We start from the raw sequence: 19,051 nt of genomic DNA, 5'->3' as shown, positions 1-19,051 counted from the left end.
CCCGTTAACCTTGAAAATTCCTTACCGCAAGCATGCGGCGCGTCCCCTTACGTTAAGCTCACTGAGCCGAATGCAGCGGCATTTTTGTGGCGAAACTGGTTCACGCCGCCACATTTCAGGCCGCGTGCCTGCGTTGGTTACAGATTGCGGCCCATCGCCAGGTATTTCTCGCGGCGATGCTCGCGGAAGTCGGTGTTGGCGCCGGAGAATTCCTTCATCGTCCTGGCGATGAGGTCGCCGGTGGCGGCGATCACCGTTTCGGGGGCGCGATGGGCACCGCCGAGCGGCTCGGCGATGATGGCGTCGATGATCTTCAGCTCCAGCAGGTCCTGCGCCGTGATCTTCATATTGGTCGCAGCATCCTTGGACCGCGTGGTATCGCGCCACAGGATCGAGGCGGCGCCCTCCGGCGAGATCACCGAATAGATGGCGTGTTCGAGCATGTAGACGCGGTTGGCGGTGGCGATCGCTATAGCGCCGCCCGAGCCGCCTTCGCCGATCACCACCGAGATCGACGGCACCTTCAGGCCAAGGCAGGCCGAGGTCGAGCGGGCGATGGCTTCCGCCTGGCCGCGCTCTTCGGCGTTGACGCCGGGATAGGCGCCGGCCGTGTCGACCAGCGTCAGCAGCGGGATCTGGAAGCGGTCGGCGAGTTCCATCAGCCGCACCGCCTTGCGGTAGCCCTCCGGCCGCACCGAGCCGAAATTATGCTTCAGCCGGCTTGCCGTATCGGAACCCTTCTCCTGGCCGATGATCGCCACCGGCTCGCCGCGAAAGCGGGCGAAGCCGCCGACGATCGCCTGGTCCTCGCCGAAATTGCGGTCGCCGGCAAGCGGCGTGAAATCGGTAAGCAGGCCCTTGATGTAGTCGATGCAATGCGGCCTGTCCGGATGGCGCGCCACCTGCACCTTCTGCCATGGCGTCAGCGCCTTGTAGGCGTCGCGCAGCGCATCGCGCGAGCGCTTCTCGAGACGTGCGATCTCATCGCCGACGTCGACCGCCTCGCCGTTCTCGGCAAGCTTCTTCAGCTCAAGGATCTTGCCTTCGAGATCCTGCACAGGCTTTTCGAAATCGAGGTAATTGTACATTCTTGGGCGAACCGGCAAGTCGGAAGGCAATGACTGACGCAAGCCCGAAAATGCAGGCTGGGCGCGGTGGAGCGTCGTTCTCACATAGCGACATGACGCCTAGTCGGCAAGCGGATGATGATCGTTGACCAGACGCACCAGCCGCTCCTCCAGCACATGCGTGTAGATCTGCGTCGTTGAAATATCGGCATGGCCGAGCAGCTGCTGCACGGCCCTGAGATCGGCGCCGTTCTGCAAGAGATGGCTGGCGAAAGCATGTCGCAGCACATGCGGCGATATCTTCGCCGCGGCAATGCCGGCCCGTGCGGCAAGCGCTTTCAGCTCGCGGGCAAAGACCTGTCTCGAGAGATAGCCGCTGTCGGCGGCGGCCGGAAACAGGAACGGGCTGTCGGCAAGAGCCGGCACCGCCGCCCGGGCGGCAAGCCAGGTCCGCATCGCCGTGCGCGCCTTGGCCGACAGCGGCACCATGCGCTCCTTGTTGCCCTTGCCGCGCACCATGAAGAAGCGGTCGTCGCGCTGCGCCACCGTCACGGGAAGGCCGACCAGCTCCGAAACGCGCAAGCCGGTGGCGTAGAGCACCTCGACCAGCGCGTGCAGGCGCAGCGCCGCCAGCCTGTCGGCGCCATGCATGGAGGCCTCCTGCGCGGCGCGGTCGAGCAGCCGGCCGGTATCGGCTTCGCTCATCGTCTTCGGCAGCGGCCGGCCCTTCCTCGGGCTGTCCAGCGTGCCGGTCGGATCGTCGCCGCGCAGGCCCTCGGCATAGAGAAACTTGAAGAACTGCCGGATCGCCGACAATTTGCGCGCCTGCGAGGTGGCGGCAAAGCCGCGCGCGGCGATGTCGTCGAGATAGGCACGGATGTCGGCGCTGGTGGCAGCGGCAAGCCCACCGCCGATCCCGGCGGAAGCATCTTCGAGGTCGCGGCGATAGGAGGAAAGCGTGTTTTCGGCGGCGCCGCGCTCGGCGCTCATCATCTCCAGGAAGGCTTCGATGCGAGCGGCGCTGTTCATTTTTTGGGATTGAGCTTTTCCGGAGGGATACGCACGCTCATTTCCGCCTTCCTCGGCTCGACGAACATGACCAGGGCGAACATCGCGCCATAGACAATGCCGGCCAGAATCGCGAGCGTCACGACAAAGCGAAACAGTGTTGGCATTAATTTTCGCCCGTCGTCTTATTCTGCATTTCCAACCCTGTGCCCTTATGAGACGCCAATCCGGCCAATTCAAGGGTGAAGCCCATAGTCCCGGTTGCGCCGCGCTTGACGCAAACAGGCTTTTGATGTCGATACGCCGCCAAAGAGGCTCTAGAAGCATGAACGCGCTACCAGCAAATCCTCCGGGCGAGAGCCATGCCGCGCTGCTCGGCCGGCTGGGCGGCCGTTCCATCGTCTTTGTCGGGCTGATGGGCGCCGGCAAGACGGCGATCGGCCGCAAGGTGGCGGCGATGCTGGCACTGCCCTTCATCGACAGCGACCAGGAGATCGAAAGCGTCTCGCGCATGAGCGTCCCGGACCTGTTCGAGCGCTATGGCGAGGCGGAGTTCCGGGCACTGGAGCAGCGCGTCATCCTGCGTGTGCTGGAGCACGGGCCGCAGGTGCTGTCGACCGGCGGCGGTGCCTTCATGAACGCGCAGACGCGCGAGGCGATCGCCAGCCATGGCGTTTCGGTTTGGCTGAAGGCCGAGATCGACCTGTTGATGGAGCGCGTTTCCAAGAAACAGAACCGGCCGCTGCTGAAAAGCGCCGATCCGCGCGCCGTGCTTGAACGGCTGATGGCGGAACGCTACCCGGTTTATGCCGCGGCCGATGTCGTCGTGCCGACCCGCGACGACCGCAAGGAGATCATTGCCGCCGAAGTGGTGGACGCGCTGCGCGGCCATCTTGGCGTTGCCGGCATCGACGAGGTGCGGTCGTGAGCGCTGATGCAACGGTCACTGTCGAAGTCGGGCTTGGCGAGCGTGCCTACGACATTTTGATCGGCCCCGGCCTGCTGTCACGCGCCGGCGCCGAGATCTCGCGCCGTCTGCCGGGAACGCGGGCGGCGGTCGTCACCGACGAAAACGTCGCTAGCGCGCATCTCGCAGCGCTTGCGGCCGGCCTGGCAAGCGGTGGCATCCAACATGCCGTCATCACGCTGCCGCCAGGCGAAAAGACCAAGAGCTTTGCGCATCTCGAGGAGGTGGTCGACGGCGTGCTGGCCGCCAAGCTGGAGCGCGGCGATGTCGTCATCGCGCTCGGCGGCGGCGTCATCGGCGACCTGGCCGGCTTCGCCGCCGGCATCGCGCGGCGCGGCATGAACTTTGTGCAGGTTCCGACCTCGCTGCTGGCGCAGGTCGATTCCTCCGTCGGCGGCAAGACCGGCATCAACAGCAAGCGCGGCAAGAACCTGGTCGGGGTATTCCACCAGCCGAAGCTGGTGCTGGCCGACACCGAAGTGCTCGACACGCTGCCGATCCGCGAGTTTCGCGCCGGCTATGCCGAACTGGCCAAATACGGGCTGATCGACCGGCCCGAGTTTTTCGCCTGGCTGGAAGAAAACTGGCGTCAAGTGTTTGCCGGCGGGCCGGAGCGGGCTGCGGCCATCGCCGAGGCCTGTCGTGCCAAGGCCGACGTCGTTGCCCGCGACGAGTTCGAGACCGGCGACCGCGCGTTGCTCAATCTCGGCCACACCTTCGGTCATGCGCTGGAGGCGGCGATCGGCTATGACGGCGCAAGGCTCGTGCATGGCGAGGGCGTCGCCATCGGCATGGCGCTGGCGCACCGCTTTTCGTCAAGGCTCAATTTGGCGAGCCCCGACGACGCGGCGCGTGTCGAGGCGCATCTTCGCGCCGTCGGTCTGCCCTGGCGGATGGCCGACATTCCAGGCGAACTGCCCGACGCCGAGACGCTGTTCTCCTTCATCACCCAGGACAAGAAGGTGTCGCGCGGCGCGCTGACCTTCATCCTGACGCGCGGCGTCGGCCAGGCCTTCATCGCCAGGGATGTGCCGGCCTCGGAAGTGCTGGCGTTCCTCCGGGAGAACCATCCGGGTCGGCAGGAAAGCCGGCCGGGATGAGCCAGGCCGGCTGGATCGCGGCTGCCGTGCTCGCCGGCCTCGGCGTGCTGGGCTTCGTCTTGCGCCGGCGCCTGCTCGCCGCCTTCGGCTACGAGCTGCAACGCATGGAGCCGCAGCGCTCTGCGCGCGAGGAACTGCGCGGCGCCGTCGACGATTTCCGCCGCGACGGCCAGGTGGTGCGCGAGGACCGCGCCCGCATCGGCGGCCTGTTCGACCTCGAGGAGCTCGAAGTGTCGGACGTCATGGTCCACCGCACCAATATGCGCTCGGTCAACGCCGACGACCCGCCCGAAGCGGTGGTTCGCGAGATCCTGCAGAGCCCGCACACCCGCATGCCGTTGTGGAAGGGTTCGCTCGACAACATTGTCGGCGTGCTGCACGCGAAGGATCTGCTGCGCGCGCTGAACGAGGTCGGCAACGATTTTTCCAGGATCGACGTGATGAAGATCGCGTCGAAACCGTGGTTCGTGCCCGACACCACGACGCTTCAGGAGCAGCTCAATGCCTTCCTGCGCCGCAAGGCGCATTTCGCCATCGTCGTCGACGAATATGGCGAGGTCGAAGGGCTGGTGACGCTGGAGGACATCATCGAGGAGATCGTCGGCGAGATCGCCGACGAGCACGACATCGACATCCAGGGCGTCAAGCAGGAGGCCGACGGCTCCGTCGTCGTCGACGGCACGGTGCCGATCCGCGACCTTAATCGGGCGCTCGACTGGAACCTGCCGGACGAGGAAGCCACCACCATCGCCGGCCTTGTCATCCACGAGGCGCAGTCGATCCCGGACGAAAAGCAGGCTTTTACGTTTCACGGCAAGCGCTTCGTCGTCATGAAGCGCGACAAGAACCGTATCGCGCGGCTGAGGATCAAGCCGGCGATGCTTGGAGAATGACAGTGCGCACCTTGTGGCAGCCGTGGGCAGTCAGGCGTTGATGAAGATCGATCGGCGAAGCCTGCTTCTGGCGTCGATGGCGGCGCTGCTGCCGGGACAGGCTGCGGCGGCATTGCGGCTGCGTTCGCCGTCGCCCGAAACCTTCCACTATGGGCCGGCCAAGCTCGACATTTATTCCCTCGACGGCGCAAGCGGCCTGCCGGTCGTCTTTTTCGTCCATGGCGGCGCCTGGCGAGTCGGCAACCGCGGCAACGTCAATGCCAAGCCGCAATTCCTGCTCGACAATGGCTTCTGCTTCGTCTCGATCGACTACCGGATGCTGCCCAAGGCCGACGTCGCCACCCAGGCGGCAGATGTCGAACTGGCCTATCGTTACGTCCGCGCCAACATCGCCAGGCATGGCGGCGATCCGGACCGGATCGTCGCCATGGGCCATTCGGCCGGCTGCCATCTCGTCGCATTGACCGGGCTGCGCGGCGGCCTGCCCGGCGTCGCGGCGCTGGTTCTCGACGACACCAGGGCCTACGATCTGGAGGCGCTGGCCAGAAGCGGCGGCATGGCAGGGGTCTATGCCCGCGCCTTTCCCGATCCGGCACAGTGGCGCGCGCTGTCGCCTGTCACCTATGTGGAAGGGCGCAAGCACCCGCCGACCTTCATCGCCCATTCGCGGGCGAAAGCCCGCGCGGCGGACGCGCAGGCCTTCGCCGGGCGTCTGCGCGCCACCGGAACCAGGGTCACGCTGTTCGACGGCGGCGCCTATTCGCACATGTCGATCAATCGCGACTTCGGCACCGAGGGCGATGCATTGACCGCAGCGGTGATGGCTTTCCTGAGGGCGAGCCTCGGCTGAAATCTACCAGCGGGTCTTTTCGCCGGGCGCTGCCGGCTCGATCGCCAGGGCATGCACGCCGGATTTCAATTCCTCGGCCAGCAATGTGTTGACGGCGCGGTGACGTTCGACGCGGCTCATGCCGGCAAAGGCTGGCGCGACGATGCGGACGCGGAAATGCGTCTCGCCGGCGCCGTCGAAGGTGGCGTGATGGCCGGAATCCACATGATGATGCCCGGCATGGAGATGGCTTTCGTTGATGACGTCCAGCCGTTCCGGCGAAAACGCCTTTTTCAGCTTATCTTCCATCGTTGCCTGTATGGACATCGCCGCTTCCCTTCACCACATCTATGTCATCGCACAAAATTCGCAATTCGCCGGTTTTATGCCGCGATTCAGCGGTTAGGGCGATCATCGCGAAAATGTCAATTCTTGTTTCGCATGCGCGAACAGCCCATAAATGGGTGAGATGAAGCCGTACCCAAAATATTTCGAAAAGATTCGCATCCGCCCGGAGAAGGACGCGGAGCTGAAGTCGCGTTCGCCGATCTGCCAGTGGGATGGCTGCAAGGAGGCCGGTACCCACCGTGCCCCGGTCGGACGGATGAAGGAAGGCGAGTATTTCCAGTTCTGCTTCGACCATGTGCGCGAGTACAACAAGGGCTTCAATTATTTCTCGGGCGTTCCCGACACCGAGATCGCCCGCTTCCAGAAGGAAGCCATGACCGGCCACCGGCCGACCTGGAAAATGGGCGTCAACGGCGCATCGACCCGCTCCTCGCCGGACTTTGCCCAGGCGCGCTCCGGTCGCGCCGGCTACTACAATCGCATGCGCGATCCGTTCGACCTGTTCAAAGGCCCGAAGGACCCGCGCGAAGCACGCGAGCGCAAGGCCAAGCCGCTTGAGGCCAAGGCACTGGAAACGCTTGGCCTTGATACAAAGGCAACTGGCAAGGATATCAAGGCGCGCTATAAGGAACTTGTGAAACGCCACCATCCGGATGCGAATGGCGGCGACAGAGGTTCGGAAGACCGGTTCCGCGATGTGCTCCAGGCGTATCGCGTGCTCAAGCAGGCAGGTTTGTGCTGAGCGACCTTACGGTTCGTGTCGTTTTCCAACTTTCATAAGGTTGGAAAAGGCTCTAAGACCGCCCCCGAACAAAATCGATTGCCGGCGAAACGCGGCGTTTCGCTTGTGGAGACGTTGATAGAGATGAACAAGGTCGATCGCGACATCGCCAACCTGCCCGACACCACGGTGTCGGTGAAGGAGACATTCGGCTTCGACTCCAAGATGGTGGTGCCGGCCTATGCGGTGACGAGCGAGCATGTCCCCGACATCGACCCGGACTACCTGTTCGACAAGAACACGACCATGGCGATCCTCGCCGGCTTTGCCTACAACCGTCGGGTCATGGTGTCGGGCTATCACGGGACCGGCAAGTCGACGCATATCGAGCAGGTCGCCGCCCGGCTCAACTGGCCTTGCGTGCGCGTCAATCTCGACAGCCATGTCAGCCGTATCGACCTCGTCGGCAAGGACGCCATCGTCGTCAAGGACGGGCTGCAGATCACCGAGTTCCGCGACGGCATCCTGCCCTGGGCCTACCAGCACAATGTCGCGCTGTGCTTCGACGAGTACGATGCCGGCCGCCCGGACGTGATGTTCGTCATCCAGCGCGTGCTGGAATCGTCGGGCAGGCTGACGCTGCTCGACCAGAGCCGGGTGATCCGCCCGCACCCGGCGTTCCGGCTGTTTTCGACCGCCAACACGGTTGGCCTCGGCGACACCACCGGCCTCTATCACGGCACCCAGCAGATCAACCAGGCGCAGATGGACCGCTGGTCGATCGTCACCACGCTGAACTATTTGCCGCACGACAATGAGGTGAACATCGTGCTCGCCAAGGCCAAGCACTATCGCGACGGCAAGGGCAAGGAGATCGTCAACAAGATGGTGCGGGTTGCCGACATGACGCGCTCAGCCTTCATCAACGGCGATTTGTCGACGGTGATGAGCCCGCGCACGGTCATCACCTGGGCCGAGAATGCCGAAATCTTCGGCAATATCGGCATGGCGTTCCGGCTGACCTTCCTCAACAAATGCGACGAGCTCGAACGCTCGCTGGTCGCCGAGTTCTACCAACGCGCCTTCGGCGAGGATCTGCCGGAATCGGCGGCGAATGTGGTGCTGGGCTAAGCAGAGTCTCGATGGCGGGTCCGGGCGACAACACGCGAAACAAATCCAAGACCGGCGCTGAGAACGACAGCTTCAAGCGCGCCGTCACCGTCTGCATGCGCGCCATCGCCGGCGACAAGGATCTCGAGGTCGGTTTCGCCAAGGATCGGCCGGCGCTGGCCGGCAGCCGCGCCCGGCTGCCGGAACTGCCGAAGAAAGCGTCGAAGGCGGACATCGCCATCACCCGCGGGCTCGGCGATTCCATGGCGCTGAAGCGCGCCTGCCACGATGCGCGCATCCACACCAGGCTGGCCCCGGAAGGCAAACAGGCCCGCGCCATCTATGACGCGGTCGAGCAGGCCCGGGTGGAGGCGATCGGCAGCCGCGCCATGCAGGGCGTCGCCGACAATATCGGCTCGATGCTCGAGGACAAATACGCCAGGGCCAACCTCGTCGACGTCAAGGACAAGGCCGACGCGCCGATCGAGGAAGCGCTGGCGCTGATGGTGCGCGAAAAGCTGACCGGCCGCACTGTGCCGAAGAGCGGCGAACGGCTGGTCGATCTCTGGCGCCCCTGGGTCGAGGAAAAAGCCAGTGCCGATCTGGACGGGCTGTCGGCAAAGCTCGATGACCAGCAGGCGTTCGCCCGCGTCGTGCGCGAGATGCTCGCCTCCATGGAAATTGCCGAGGAGCTCGGCGATGACCAGGAGACGGAAGACTCCGAGGACAACGACGAAAACCAGCCGCAAGGCGAGGAGCAGAGCGAGGAGGGCGGCGAAGACGATTCGGGCTCCGAGCAGTCGCAGTCCGAGGATACCGAGGCATCGTCGGACGACGAGCAATCGGCCGAGACGGAAGCCTCCGACGCTACCGCCGAGGATCTCTCCGACGATGACGACGCCGATGCGGAGACGCCCGGCGAGGCGCGCCGCAACGACAACCCCTTCACCAATCTCCCGAAAGAGATCGACTACAAGGTCTTCACCACGGCCTTCGACGAGACCGTTGGTGCGGAGGAACTGTGCGAGGAGGAGGAGCTCGACCGGCTGCGCGCCTTCCTCGACAAGCAGCTCGCCAACCTTTCCGGCGTCGTCGGGCGGCTGGCCAACCGGCTGCAGCGCCGTCTGATGGCGCAGCAGAACCGCTCCTGGGATTTCGATCTCGAAGAAGGCTATCTCGATCCGGCACGGCTGGTGCGCGTCGTCATCGACCCGATGCAGCCTTTGTCCTTCAAGCAGGAGCGCGATACCAAATTTCGCGACACGGTGGTGTCGCTGGTGCTCGACAATTCGGGTTCGATGCGCGGCCGGCCGATCACCGTCGCCGCGACCTGCGCCGACATCCTGGCGCGCACGCTGGAACGCTGCGGCGTCTCGGTCGAAATCCTCGGCTTCACCACCCGCGCCTGGAAGGGCGGACAGGCGCGCGAGAAATGGCTGAAGGAAGGCAAACCGCCGAACCCCGGCCGGCTCAACGATCTGCGCCACATCATCTACAAATCCGCCGACCATCCGTGGCGGCGGGCGCGCCGCAACCTCGGCCTGATGATGCGCGAGGGCCTGCTCAAGGAAAACATCGACGGCGAGGCGCTGCTGTGGGCGCACAACCGGCTGATCGCGCGGCCGGAGCAGCGCAAGATCCTGATGATGATCTCGGACGGCGCGCCGGTCGATGATTCGACGCTGTCGGTCAATCCGGGCAATTATCTCGAGCGGCATCTGCGGGCCATCATCGAGCTCATCGAGACGCGCTCGCCGGTCGAGCTTTTGGCCATCGGCATCGGCCACGACGTCACCCGCTACTATCGCCGCGCCGTCACCATCGTCGATGCCGAAGAACTGGCCGGCGCCATGACCGAGCAGCTGGCCTCACTGTTCGCCGAGGAAACCGTGCGCGACACGCGGCGCGGCGGCATGCGGCGCGCCGGATGATTTTTTCCCGCGGCGGCTTTTGGCAGAAGCTTTTGGCCGCCATTGCGTTGTTGGGCGTCAGTTTGGCGCCGGCTGTCGCTGCCGGGCCGGCCTCGGTCGAGCCGGCCGAAATCTCGGCACGGCCGATCAGCGAATTCCACATCGGCCGGCCGGACAAACAGTTCGGGCCGCTCGAATTCATCGGCGGGCTCGAAATGACCTCGTCGACGCGCGATTTCGGCGCGCTGTCGGCACTTCGGTTCCTCGAGCCCGGCAGCGATTTCATCGGCGTCGCCGACACCGGCTTCTGGTTCTTCGGCACCCTCGTCCACGATGCCGAGAAGCGGCCTTCCGGCATCCAGAATTTTCGCATGCAGCAGATGGTCGATGCGGCCGGTCAGCCGATCGACGAGAAATGGGCGGTCGATGCCGAAGGCCTCGCGGTCAAGGACGGCATTGCCACGGTCGGTTTCGAGGGCGATCACCGTATCGCAGAGTTCAAGATCGATCCGGACGGCATGAAGGCGCCGTTCAGGCAATTGGGCTTCCTGATTCCAGCCTGGGAACTTCGCCGCAATCGCGGCTTTGAGACCGTCACCCGCGCCAACCCCAACGGGCAGCACGCGGGCGGACTGGTCGTGGTGTCGGAAAAGAGCCTCGACAAGGCCGGCAACATCTTTGCCGCGATCATCGAAGGGCCGCACAAGGGCGTCTTCACCGTCAAGCGCAATGGCGATTTCGACATCACCGACGGCGCCTTCCTGCCGGACGGCGACCTGTTGCTTCTGGAGCGCAGTTTTTCGATGGCCGGCGGCGTCAAGATGCGGCTGCGGCGCATCTATGGCGAAAGCGTCGAGAAGGGCGCCGTCGCCGACGGGCCGGTGCTGCTCGAAGCCGACATGGGCTACCAGATCGACAACATGGAAGCGCTCGACGTCTGGACCCGCGACGATGGCGCGCTGATCGTGGCGCTGATGTCCGACGACAACCACTCGATCCTGCAGCGCAATCTTTACCTGGAATTTGTGCTGCACGAGGATTGACGCGCGACCGGCCTGCTGGCTGACAGCATCGCTGGCGTTTCCGCGCCGTTTTGCAGCGCAGGCAATTTCCCTTGCAATTTCCCCTGGCAATGACCCGCGTCGCGGGTTTTCCAGCCGGCTCTCACCATCTGCAAAATACTTTAGTCGTGACTTGACAATTTGTGTCATCGGCGAAATACTCAAGTCCATGCTTAAGTATTCCGAGATTGACAGCATCCTGCGGGCTCTTGCCGAGCCGACGCGCCGGGCAATCCTGGAAAGGCTGAGCCGCGGGCCGGCCACCGTCAGCCAGTTGGCGGAGCCGTTCGGCATGACCTTCGCCGCCGTGCTCCAGCACCTCCAGGTGCTTGAAGCGTGCGGGCTGATCCGCAGCGAAAAGATCGGGCGCGTGCGCACCTGCCGGATCGAGCCCGGCGGGCTAGCCCCGCTTGCCGACTGGATCGCCGCGCGCCGTACGCCGGCCGAACGCCAGCTCGACCGTCTCGGCCAGATCCTGGCGGAGACTGACCAATCGAAATCAACACTCCACGAGCAGGAAAAGGACGAAAAGAAATGAACCAGATTGCCCCCGTGAACGACCAGTCCGTCATCCATTCAAGCTTCACGATCGAGCGGACCTACCCGCAATCGCGCGAACGCGTCTTCCTCGCCTTTGCCGACAAGGCGACGGTGCGGCGTTGGCGCGTCGAAGGCGACGGCTTCACCATCGCCGAATTCACCTTCGATTTCCGTGTCGGCGGCGGCGAGGTTTCGCGGTTCAGCTACCAGGGCGGCCCGGAGATCAGGCTCGATGCGCAGTTCCAGGACATCGTCCCTGACCGGCGCATCGTATTTTCATACCGGATGGCGGTCGGGGCGCAGCCGCTGTCGGCGTCGCTCACCACGGTCGAGCTTGCACCTTCCGGCGAGGGCACCCGCCTGACCTATACCGAACAGGGTGCGTTCTTCGATGGCGTCGATTCAGCGCAAGGGCGCGAGGAGGGCACACGCGGGCTGCTGCAGGCGCTCGCCGCCGAGCTTCAGAAGGCGAAGTAGAGGTTCGTCGGCGTGGCGGGCGGCGACCACAAGGCCCGCCCGGATTGCGAGGTGGCCTATTGCCCCTTGGTCGCGAGCCAGACGATGTGCCGGGCGCCGCGCTTGCCGTGAGCCCGCACCTTGACCTCCTCGACCGTGAAGCCGGCCTGCTTGAGCCTTCGGGTGAAACCTGCGTCAGGGCCCTGCGACCAGACCGCCAGCACACCGCCGGGCTTGAGAGCTGCTCTCGCGCTGATCAGGCCGGCTGCGCTGTAGAGCGCATCGTTGGCCTTGTAGACGATGCCCTCGGGGCCGTTGTCGACATCGAGCAGGATCGCGTCCCAGGCCGAAGCTTGCGATCGGATGAGCTGACCGACATCGGCCTCACGAATGCTGACGCGCGGGTCGTCAAGGCAGCCGCCGAACAGCTCGGCCATCGGGCCGCGCGCCCAAATCACGACCGCCGGCACCAGTTCGGCAACGGTGACCTGGGCGTCGTCGGCAAGCTCGGCCAGCCCCGCGCGCAAGGTAAAGCCCATGCCGAGGCCGCCGATCAGGATGTTTGGGGTCCGGCGGCCGGCAATCCTTTGGCAGGACAGTTTCGCCAGCGCCTCTTCGGAACCGCTGAGCCGGCTGTTCATCAGCTCGTTCGCGCCAAGCATGATCGAGAATTCGCCGCCGCGCCGCTTCAGGCGGAGTTCCTGTCCGCCGTCAGGCGTTTTTGCCGAGTCCAGTTGAAGCCAGGGGATCATGCTCGATAGTCTTTGAGCATGATCTTGTCCGAAAACCGGTTCCCACTTTTCGCTAACGCGGACCTTTGGTTCGGGATCATGCTGCCAGTGCCGGCTGGCTCCAGCGGGCGGCAAGCAGCCGGTAGGGGATCAGCGCCACCACCGCTATGATCAGCTTGACGCTGAGATCGCCGAGCGCCCAGGAGACCCAGCGCATCGTCTCGACCGGCAGCACGCCCATCAGCGGCGCGGTTTCCAGCGCAAAGCCGTCGTTGGGCCCGGCGAAGGCGAACGCCGCCGCGAAGGCGACGGTGAAAAACACCACCGTATCGAAAACGGAGCCGACCAGCGTGCCGACGATCGGTGCGCGCCACCAGCTCTGCCGGCGCAGCCGGTTGAACACGGTGACGTCGAGCAACTGCGCGGTGAGGAAGGCGGCACCCGACGCCGCGGCAATGCGCACCAGCCGGTCGGCGGCGGTCTCGAATTCGATCAGGCCGTGGCGAAACAGCAGCGGTGGGATGACGATCGAGCAGATCACCGCTGTCATGAAGCCGACAAAGACGATCCTGCGCGCCACCGCCGGCCCATAGCGGCGGTTGGCGAGATCGGTGACCAGGAAGGAGAACGGATAGGTGAAGGCGCCCCAGGTCAGGATGTCGGCCAGCGACAGCCCGCCGATTGCGCCTTGCATCGGGAACTGCACGAGGATGTTCGAGGCCACGACGACGAGCGCCATGGCCGCCACGAAGGGCAGGTACCGCGAGAGGAAAATCATTTTTTTATCCTGGGTAATGGAACCAGCGGAACGCGATCCGGAGTTCGGACCACGCCCTGGAAGGCGGCTGCCGCCGAAAAACTCAGGCGGCCGGCTGCTCGGCGAGCTTCTTGGCGATCTGCTTCTTCAACAGGCGGGCGCGCTGCGACAATTCCTTGGCATCGGCCTTGGCCAGGAAGGCGTCGAGGCCGCCGCGATGCTCGACCGAACGCAGCGCGTTGGCCGAAATGCGCAGGCGCACGTTCTGGTTCAGCGCTTCCGAGATCAGCGTCACATTGACGAGATTGGGCAGGAAGCGACGCTTGGTCTTGTTGTTGGCGTGGCTCACATTGTTGCCGGACATGACTGCCTTGGCAGTGAGTTCGCAGGTGCGGGACATGGTTCTAACCTTCGGTTCTCGGTCCTGGCCAAACATTCGACCCGCGCCGGGTGGCGCGCGGTTTCGGTCAGGCGGCCTTATGGAAAAAGTTGGCGTTCCATAGTTGCATTTCGCCGAGGCGTCAAGCTTGGGGTTGGTTAGTGCCAAGGGAATCAATCAAAAGATGACCGATGCCGGCGCTGCCCCTCATCCGCCTGCCGGCACCTTCTCCCCGTATAGTGACGGGGAGAAGGGGCTTGGCCGCAGGCTCGGCGCTTCTGCAACTTCGCAAATTGGCGAAACCCTTTGCAAGGCGACCTTCTCCCCGTCCCTATACGGGGAGAAGTGCCCGGCAGGGCGATGAGGGGCTGCGCAAACCTGTAGCGATTTTCCAGGTGGCCACATTTTGTTCTTGCTTTGTGCCGGCAGCTATGCTACTAATTTCGGTATGGTGCTAATTGGCTCCAACGACCCGCCCGCCGAGGCGGGTTTTTTATTTTGGCTGTCGACCAGCCCCAACGTTGCCTGCCGACGGCGCCTTTCACATTAAGGCCGGAATTCAGCCTATAAGCGGTCGCACAGGGACATGCCAGACCGGAGCCGCCCCGTCCGGTCGACAATCAAGGACCCGCCATGCCTCGTTCTTTCCTCCATGCCCTGGTCGTGCTGATGGCCGTCGCGCTTTCGACGACGGTTTCGGCCGCTGAGCCGCAATCCTTCACGGGCGAATATTCGGTGTCGTTCCTCGGCCTCTCCGTGGCCAAGGCGAAATTCTCCAGCCAGTACGAGGGTGACAGCTATTCGATCGAGGGCAGCGTTTCCGCCGCCGGGCTCGCCACTTTGTTCGACGATACGCGAGGCACGATCTCGTCGAAGGGCAAGATTTCGGGCAAGCAGTTGCAGCCGCAAGCGTTCCACGCCGACTACACGTCCGGCAAGAAGGCATCGATGATCGACATCCAGTTTGCCAACGGCGTCGTCACCTCGACCAAGGTCGTGCCTGAGCCGAAGAAGCGCAATCCCGAGAATTGGATACCGCTGGTCGGCAGCCATCTCGTATCGGTCCTCGATCCGATGGCCGCCACCGTCATCCATGCCGACAGCCTCGACCAGGTCTGCGGGCGCACGGTGAAGCTCTATGACGGCGAAATGCGTGCCGATCTGAAACTGACCTACGAGTCCAAAGGGTCGATCTCGGTGGCCGGCTACAAGGGCGATACGGTCACCTGCAGGCTGGGCTTCGAGCCGGTGGCCGGTTACCGCAAGAACCGCAAGGCGCTGAACTACCTGAAGAAACGCAGCCGCATCATGGTGACGTTTGCACCGGTCGGCCAAAGCGGCGTATATGCGCCGATCCGCGCCACGGTCAGCACGCAAATCGGCCCGTTGACGATCAGTGCGGAGCGGTTCGAAGCAAACGAATAGGCGTGACGGTGCGCCGCCAACGATGGGCAGGGGGCGACCGGTATGGCGCGCGCAACACTGATCGGCTTCTCCGCGGTCGCCATGTGGGCGCTGCTGGCGCTGCTTACGGATGCTTCGGGCGCCGTGCCGCCGTTCCTGCTTTCGGCAATCACCTTCACGATCGGCACCTGTGTCGGGCTGGTTGCCCGGCTGTTCATGCCGGCAGCTGATGGCGCCGCGAAGATACCGCGCCAGGTTTGGGCGATCGGCATTGCCGGCCTGTTCGGCTACCACTTCTTCTATTTCACCGCGCTGCGCAATGCGCCGGCCGTCGAGGCCAGCCTGATCGCCTATCTGTGGCCGCTGCTGATCGTGCTGGGGTCGGCGCTGATGCCGGGCGAGCGGCTGGCCTGGAACCACGTCGCCGGCGCGCTGCTCGGCCTTGCCGGCACGGTCCTGATCGTCACCAAGGGCGGCGGGCTTGCCTTCGATGCGCGTTATGCCTTCGGCTATGCAATGGCCGGCGTCTGCGCGGTGCTGTGGTCGTCCTATTCGCTGTTGTCGCGGCGCTTCCCGTCGGTGCCGACCAGCATCGTCACCTGGTTCTGCGCCGCCACCGCGGCACTTTCGCTGGTCTGCCATCTGTTGCTGGAAGAAACGGTGCTGCCCAACGGCGCCGGCCAGTGGCTGGCCGTGCTCGGCCTCGGTCTAATGCCGGTGGGGGCGGCGTTCTATGCCTGGGACATCGGCGTCAAGCGCGGCAACATCCAGGTGCTGGGGGCGGCGAGCTATGCCGCGCCGCTGCTGTCCACCCTGGTGCTGATCGCCGCCGGCTTCGCCGAGCCGTCATGGCGCATCCTCGCCGCCTGCGTGCTGATCACCGGCGGCGCGGCACTGGCGGCGAAATCGCTGTTCCTGCGCAAGAGGGCCACGAGCGAGGCAAACGCATGATGCCGTTTCCCGGCGGCATCGATGCCAATGCCAATGCGACGCTGGTATTTTCGCTGGCGGCGGCGGTGATTTACGCGTTCAGCCTCGGCATGCCGCCGCGCCTTTCGCGGTCGGCGGCAAGGACATTGCCGGTGGCGATGCTGGCGGTGCTGGTCGCGCAGCAGGGCGGCCCATGGCTGCTCGTCGCCGCGCTGGGCGTCAGTGCCGTCGGCGACGCCTTCCTGTCGCGCGACGGCGAGAAGGCATTTCTTGGCGGCACGGCCAGTTTTCTTGCCGCGCATGTGCTTTACGTCGTGCTGTTCCTGCGCGCCGGCAGCGGCCTCGGGCTGCTCTCGGCCGAACCGTGGCGAGGAATTATTGCCCTGGCGATGGCCGTGTTGGCGCTGGCGATGATTTTCGCGCTCTGGCGCCGCACCGGCCCGGCCTTGCGTTTGCCGATTGGCATCCATGCCGCGGCGCTGCTTGGCATGGGCATTGCGGCGCTCACCCTGAACAGCGTCTGGGTCGTCGGCGGCGTCATCCTGCTCATGCTGTCCGACGGGCTGCACGCCGCGGAAAAGTTCCTGCTGCCCGCCATCTCGGCGCACCGCATTTGGGTGCGCCATGGGGTCTGGGCGCTGTATTATGCCGGCCAGCTGGCGATCACGCTGGGTTTGCTGCTGGGCTAGGTGCCTAGGGCGTTCCCGGCAGCCAGCCTGGTTCGGCGAGTTCGAAGGCGGAGAAATCGAAACCCGGCGCCACGGTGCAGCCGACCAGGGTCCATTCGCCGAGGCTGCGTGCCGACTGCCACCAGCCTGCCGGCACGACGATCTGCGGCCGCTCGCCCGCGGCAAGCGCCGTACCGAGGACCTCCTCGATGACGGGACCGCCTTCTCGGTGTATCGACAGCGCCAGCGGCGCACCGTCATAGAAATGCCAGACCTCGGCCGCGTCCTTGACCCGGTGCCAGGCCGACAATTGGTCCTTCTCGAGGAGGAAATAGATCGCCGTCGAATGCCCGCGCGTGCCTGCCGTGCCGTCGCGAAAGGTCTCGGCATACCAGCCGCCTTCCGGATGCGGCTTCAGGCCGAGCAGGGCGATGATTTCGGCGGAACTGGTCATGACCCTAGCTCCTGGCGCCGCTCAGAAATTGTCCTTGCGCTTGCGGATCTCGGCGAACACTTCGGCGTCGGAGGCCTTCTCCAGGCCGAGATGCCTGCGGATCGCCGGATCGTGCCAGCGCAGGAACGGATTGGTCGACAGTTCCTCGCCGATCGTCGTCGGCAGCGTCGGCTTGCCGTCGGCGCGCAGCGCCTCGACCTTGGCGGCACGCTCTTTCAGCGCCGAATTGGTCGGGTCGACGGTGAGCGCGAAACGGGCATTGGCCAGCGTATACTCATGGCCGCAATAGACGACCGTCTCGGCCGGCAGCGCCGCGAGCTTCTTCAGGGATTCGTACATCACCGGCGGCTTGCATTCGAGCAGCCGCCCACAGCCGAGCGCAAACAGCGTGTCGGCGGCGAATGCCACTTTCGACGCCGGCAGATGATAGGTGACATGGCCGGCGGTATGGCCGGGTGTGGCGATGACCTCGATCCGCTCGTCGCCGAGATGGACGACCGAGCCTTGCTCGACAGTTTCGTCGATGCGGGGAATCTTTGCCTTTTCGGCTTCCGGCCCGACAATGCGCAGCTTGAAGCGCTCCTTCAGCGCCAGATTGGCCTCGACGTGGTCGAGATGGTGGTGAGTGGTCAGGATCATCGTCGGGGTCCAGCCGGTGCGCTTGATCGCCGCCAGGATGGGCGCCTCCTCGGGCGCATCGATGAGCGCCGTCTGACCGCTTTTCGGGTCATGCACCAGCACGCCGAAATTGTCGCTGCGGCACATGAATTGTTCGATCTCGACCGGCATCGCATCTCTCCCTTTATTGCCGCAGACATAGGGCGCCCGCCAGCCGATGTCATCTGCCTTTGTTGAACTTGGACTGCTTCGAAGCTACCGTTCCGCGCATGCATTCAGACATTGTCGATCTCCGTTCGTTTTATTCAACCACGCTCGGCCGCCTGGCCGAACGCTCGATCACCATGGCGCTGTCCTCGATATGGGCCGTCGTGCCCAACGAGCGGCTGGTCGGCCTCGGCTACACCTTGCCGTGGCTGGAACGCTTCGGCAGCGATGCCGAGCGTGTCTTTGCCTTCATGCCGGCAACACAGGGCGCGGTGGTCTGGCCGGCGACCGGGCCGACGGCGACCGCGCTGGTCTTCGATGAGGAACTGCCGCTGGTCGATTCCTGCATCGACCGCATGCTGCTCGTCCATTCGCTCGAACATGTCGAGAACCCGCGCGAGACGCTGAACGAGATCTGGCGGGTGCTGTCGCCGGCCGGCCGTGTCGTCATCGTCGTGCCCAACCGGCGCGGTGTCTGGGCACGCTTCGAGCATACGCCTTTCGGCAATGGCCGACCGTTCTCGCGCGGCCAGCTGACCGAATTGCTGCGCGAAGCGAATTTCACGCCGGCGGCGTGGTCCGATGCGCTGTTCTTCCCGCCGTCGCCGCGACGTTTCATGATGCAGTTCCATAATGTGCTGGAACGCGCCGGCCGGCGCTTCTGGCCGATCTTTTCGGGCGTTATCGTCGTCGAGGCGCAGAAGCGGCTCTATCAAGGCGTGCCGGTTGCCCAGCGCGCGTCCCGCCGCGTCTTCGTGCCGGTTCTCTCGCCGCATGGCGCGCCGACGCTTGGCCGGCTGTCGCGGGCCGAACACCCGGCACCGCCAGGATGACGCGTTCGTGATCCGAGACGTGCTTTTTCACGCCTATCTGACGATATCAGGTTTGCTGTC

At 64.6% G+C, this 19,051-nt stretch carries 23 protein-coding genes; 14 read left to right on the top strand and 9 right to left on the bottom strand.

The window, feature by feature from the left end:
• Nucleotides 1–137 precede the first annotated feature (137 nt).
• The 3 genes from NKH33_RS05355 to NKH33_RS05345 all read right to left on the bottom strand — a co-directional run bounded on the left by NKH33_RS05355 (nucleotide 138) and on the right by NKH33_RS05345 (nucleotide 2,242).
• On the bottom strand, nucleotides 138–1,088 hold the full coding sequence (locus NKH33_RS05355; protein WP_352471457.1) for an acetyl-CoA carboxylase carboxyltransferase subunit alpha: 951 nt from the start codon (nucleotides 1,086–1,088) through the stop codon (nucleotides 138–140).
• Between the two features lie 99 nt (nucleotides 1,089–1,187).
• Entirely contained in the window at nucleotides 1,188–2,096 is a 909-nt protein-coding gene (locus NKH33_RS05350; protein WP_352540217.1) for a site-specific tyrosine recombinase XerD, read from the bottom strand.
• Complete coding sequence (locus NKH33_RS05345; RefSeq protein WP_023677884.1) at nucleotides 2,093–2,242, bottom strand: hypothetical protein; 150 nt, start codon at nucleotides 2,240–2,242, stop codon at nucleotides 2,093–2,095. Before NKH33_RS05345 ends, NKH33_RS05350 begins: the two co-directional genes overlap by 4 nt.
• 158 nt (nucleotides 2,243–2,400) lie before the next feature.
• Between NKH33_RS05345 and NKH33_RS05340 the strand changes: the two genes are divergently transcribed.
• From NKH33_RS05340 to NKH33_RS05325, 4 genes are read left to right on the top strand one after another with little or no spacing between them, the layout of a single operon-like run.
• On the top strand, nucleotides 2,401–3,003 hold the full coding sequence (locus NKH33_RS05340; RefSeq protein ID WP_352471455.1) for a shikimate kinase: 603 nt from the start codon (nucleotides 2,401–2,403) through the stop codon (nucleotides 3,001–3,003).
• Nucleotides 3,000–4,142, top strand: coding sequence for a 3-dehydroquinate synthase (gene aroB, locus NKH33_RS05335; protein ID WP_352831624.1), 1,143 nt, complete (start codon nucleotides 3,000–3,002; stop codon nucleotides 4,140–4,142). The genes NKH33_RS05340 and aroB overlap by 4 nt, the downstream gene beginning before the upstream one ends.
• Nucleotides 4,139–5,035 carry an HlyC/CorC family transporter gene (locus NKH33_RS05330; protein ID WP_352471453.1) on the top strand — a complete coding sequence of 299 codons (897 nt, stop codon included), beginning with the start codon at nucleotides 4,139–4,141 and terminating at the stop codon, nucleotides 5,033–5,035. The genes aroB and NKH33_RS05330 overlap by 4 nt, the downstream gene beginning before the upstream one ends.
• Before the next feature lie 40 nt (nucleotides 5,036–5,075).
• Nucleotides 5,076–5,885, top strand: coding sequence for an alpha/beta hydrolase (locus tag NKH33_RS05325; RefSeq protein ID WP_352918414.1), 810 nt, complete (start codon nucleotides 5,076–5,078; stop codon nucleotides 5,883–5,885).
• Between the two features lie 3 nt (nucleotides 5,886–5,888).
• Here the strand turns inward: NKH33_RS05325 and NKH33_RS05320 are convergent, their stop codons facing one another.
• Complete coding sequence (locus NKH33_RS05320; protein WP_352540216.1) at nucleotides 5,889–6,191, bottom strand: BolA family protein; 303 nt, start codon at nucleotides 6,189–6,191, stop codon at nucleotides 5,889–5,891.
• Between the two features lie 133 nt (nucleotides 6,192–6,324).
• Here NKH33_RS05320 and NKH33_RS05315 point away from each other — a divergent pair, with 133 nt between their 5' ends.
• The 6 genes from NKH33_RS05315 (at nucleotide 6,325) to NKH33_RS05290 (ending at nucleotide 12,031) form a co-directional block, all read left to right on the top strand.
• Entirely contained in the window at nucleotides 6,325–6,954 is a 630-nt protein-coding gene (locus NKH33_RS05315; protein WP_036238769.1) for a J domain-containing protein, read from the top strand.
• 123 nt (nucleotides 6,955–7,077) lie between these two features.
• Nucleotides 7,078–8,064, top strand: a complete 987-nt coding sequence (gene cobS / locus NKH33_RS05310) for a cobaltochelatase subunit CobS (RefSeq protein ID WP_352451201.1) — start codon at nucleotides 7,078–7,080, stop codon at nucleotides 8,062–8,064.
• An 11-nt stretch (nucleotides 8,065–8,075) separates the two neighbouring features.
• Nucleotides 8,076–9,974: a cobaltochelatase subunit CobT gene (gene cobT, locus NKH33_RS05305; protein WP_352918413.1), complete on the top strand. Its 1,899-nt coding sequence runs from the start codon at nucleotides 8,076–8,078 to the stop codon at nucleotides 9,972–9,974.
• Nucleotides 9,971–10,996, top strand: a complete 1,026-nt coding sequence (locus tag NKH33_RS05300) for an esterase-like activity of phytase family protein (protein WP_352683112.1) — start codon at nucleotides 9,971–9,973, stop codon at nucleotides 10,994–10,996. The genes cobT and NKH33_RS05300 overlap by 4 nt, the downstream gene beginning before the upstream one ends.
• Nucleotides 10,997–11,183: 187 nt before the next feature.
• Complete coding sequence (locus tag NKH33_RS05295; RefSeq protein ID WP_352918412.1) at nucleotides 11,184–11,552, top strand: ArsR/SmtB family transcription factor; 369 nt, start codon at nucleotides 11,184–11,186, stop codon at nucleotides 11,550–11,552.
• Nucleotides 11,549–12,031 carry an SRPBCC family protein gene (locus NKH33_RS05290; protein ID WP_352683108.1) on the top strand — a complete coding sequence of 161 codons (483 nt, stop codon included), beginning with the start codon at nucleotides 11,549–11,551 and terminating at the stop codon, nucleotides 12,029–12,031. Before NKH33_RS05295 ends, NKH33_RS05290 begins: the two co-directional genes overlap by 4 nt.
• Nucleotides 12,032–12,087: 56 nt before the next feature.
• Here NKH33_RS05290 and NKH33_RS05285 read toward each other — a convergent pair whose 3' ends face one another.
• The 3 genes from NKH33_RS05285 to rpmB all read right to left on the bottom strand — a co-directional run bounded on the left by NKH33_RS05285 (nucleotide 12,088) and on the right by rpmB (nucleotide 13,898).
• Nucleotides 12,088–12,762, bottom strand: a complete 675-nt coding sequence (locus NKH33_RS05285; protein ID WP_352683106.1) for a spermidine synthase — start codon at nucleotides 12,760–12,762, stop codon at nucleotides 12,088–12,090.
• A gap of 76 nt (nucleotides 12,763–12,838) precedes the next feature.
• The gene (locus NKH33_RS05280; RefSeq protein ID WP_352451206.1) at nucleotides 12,839–13,519 is read right to left on the bottom strand and encodes a queuosine precursor transporter; all 681 of its coding nucleotides are present in this window, start codon (nucleotides 13,517–13,519) and stop codon (nucleotides 12,839–12,841) included.
• Between the two features lie 82 nt (nucleotides 13,520–13,601).
• Nucleotides 13,602–13,898, bottom strand: a complete 297-nt coding sequence (gene rpmB, locus NKH33_RS05275; protein ID WP_006328411.1) for a 50S ribosomal protein L28 — start codon at nucleotides 13,896–13,898, stop codon at nucleotides 13,602–13,604.
• Nucleotides 13,899–14,510: 612 nt separating this feature from the next.
• On the opposite strand from rpmB, the gene NKH33_RS05270 reads away from it, so the two are divergent.
• The 3 genes from NKH33_RS05270 to NKH33_RS05260 are packed head-to-tail and all read left to right on the top strand — an operon-like array spanning nucleotide 14,511 to nucleotide 16,900.
• Nucleotides 14,511–15,302: a DUF3108 domain-containing protein gene (locus tag NKH33_RS05270; protein WP_352616079.1), complete on the top strand. Its 792-nt coding sequence runs from the start codon at nucleotides 14,511–14,513 to the stop codon at nucleotides 15,300–15,302.
• Nucleotides 15,303–15,344: 42 nt separating this feature from the next.
• Nucleotides 15,345–16,232, top strand: a complete 888-nt coding sequence (gene yddG / locus NKH33_RS05265) for an aromatic amino acid exporter YddG (protein ID WP_352683104.1) — start codon at nucleotides 15,345–15,347, stop codon at nucleotides 16,230–16,232.
• A complete protein-coding gene (locus NKH33_RS05260) occupies nucleotides 16,229–16,900 on the top strand; it encodes a lysoplasmalogenase family protein (protein ID WP_352683102.1) in 672 nt (223 codons plus the stop codon). The genes yddG and NKH33_RS05260 overlap by 4 nt, the downstream gene beginning before the upstream one ends.
• Before the next feature lie 4 nt (nucleotides 16,901–16,904).
• Here the strand turns inward: NKH33_RS05260 and NKH33_RS05255 are convergent, their stop codons facing one another.
• Nucleotides 16,905–17,333: a cupin domain-containing protein gene (locus NKH33_RS05255; RefSeq protein WP_352616071.1), complete on the bottom strand. Its 429-nt coding sequence runs from the start codon at nucleotides 17,331–17,333 to the stop codon at nucleotides 16,905–16,907.
• Nucleotides 17,334–17,354: 21 nt separating this feature from the next.
• The gene (gloB, locus tag NKH33_RS05250; protein ID WP_352918409.1) at nucleotides 17,355–18,122 is read right to left on the bottom strand and encodes a hydroxyacylglutathione hydrolase; all 768 of its coding nucleotides are present in this window, start codon (nucleotides 18,120–18,122) and stop codon (nucleotides 17,355–17,357) included.
• A gap of 98 nt (nucleotides 18,123–18,220) precedes the next feature.
• Between gloB and NKH33_RS05245 the strand changes: the two genes are divergently transcribed.
• Nucleotides 18,221–18,991 carry a class I SAM-dependent methyltransferase gene (locus NKH33_RS05245; RefSeq protein WP_352451212.1) on the top strand — a complete coding sequence of 257 codons (771 nt, stop codon included), beginning with the start codon at nucleotides 18,221–18,223 and terminating at the stop codon, nucleotides 18,989–18,991.
• Nucleotides 18,992–19,051 lie beyond the last annotated feature (60 nt).

The sequence above is a fragment of the Mesorhizobium sp. M1182 genome (genome assembly GCF_040318335.1).
Taxonomy (GTDB): domain Bacteria; phylum Pseudomonadota; class Alphaproteobacteria; order Rhizobiales; family Rhizobiaceae; genus Mesorhizobium.
Note: the sequence above shows the minus strand (reverse complement) of the source record. Positions and strands in the feature narration are given on the sequence as shown.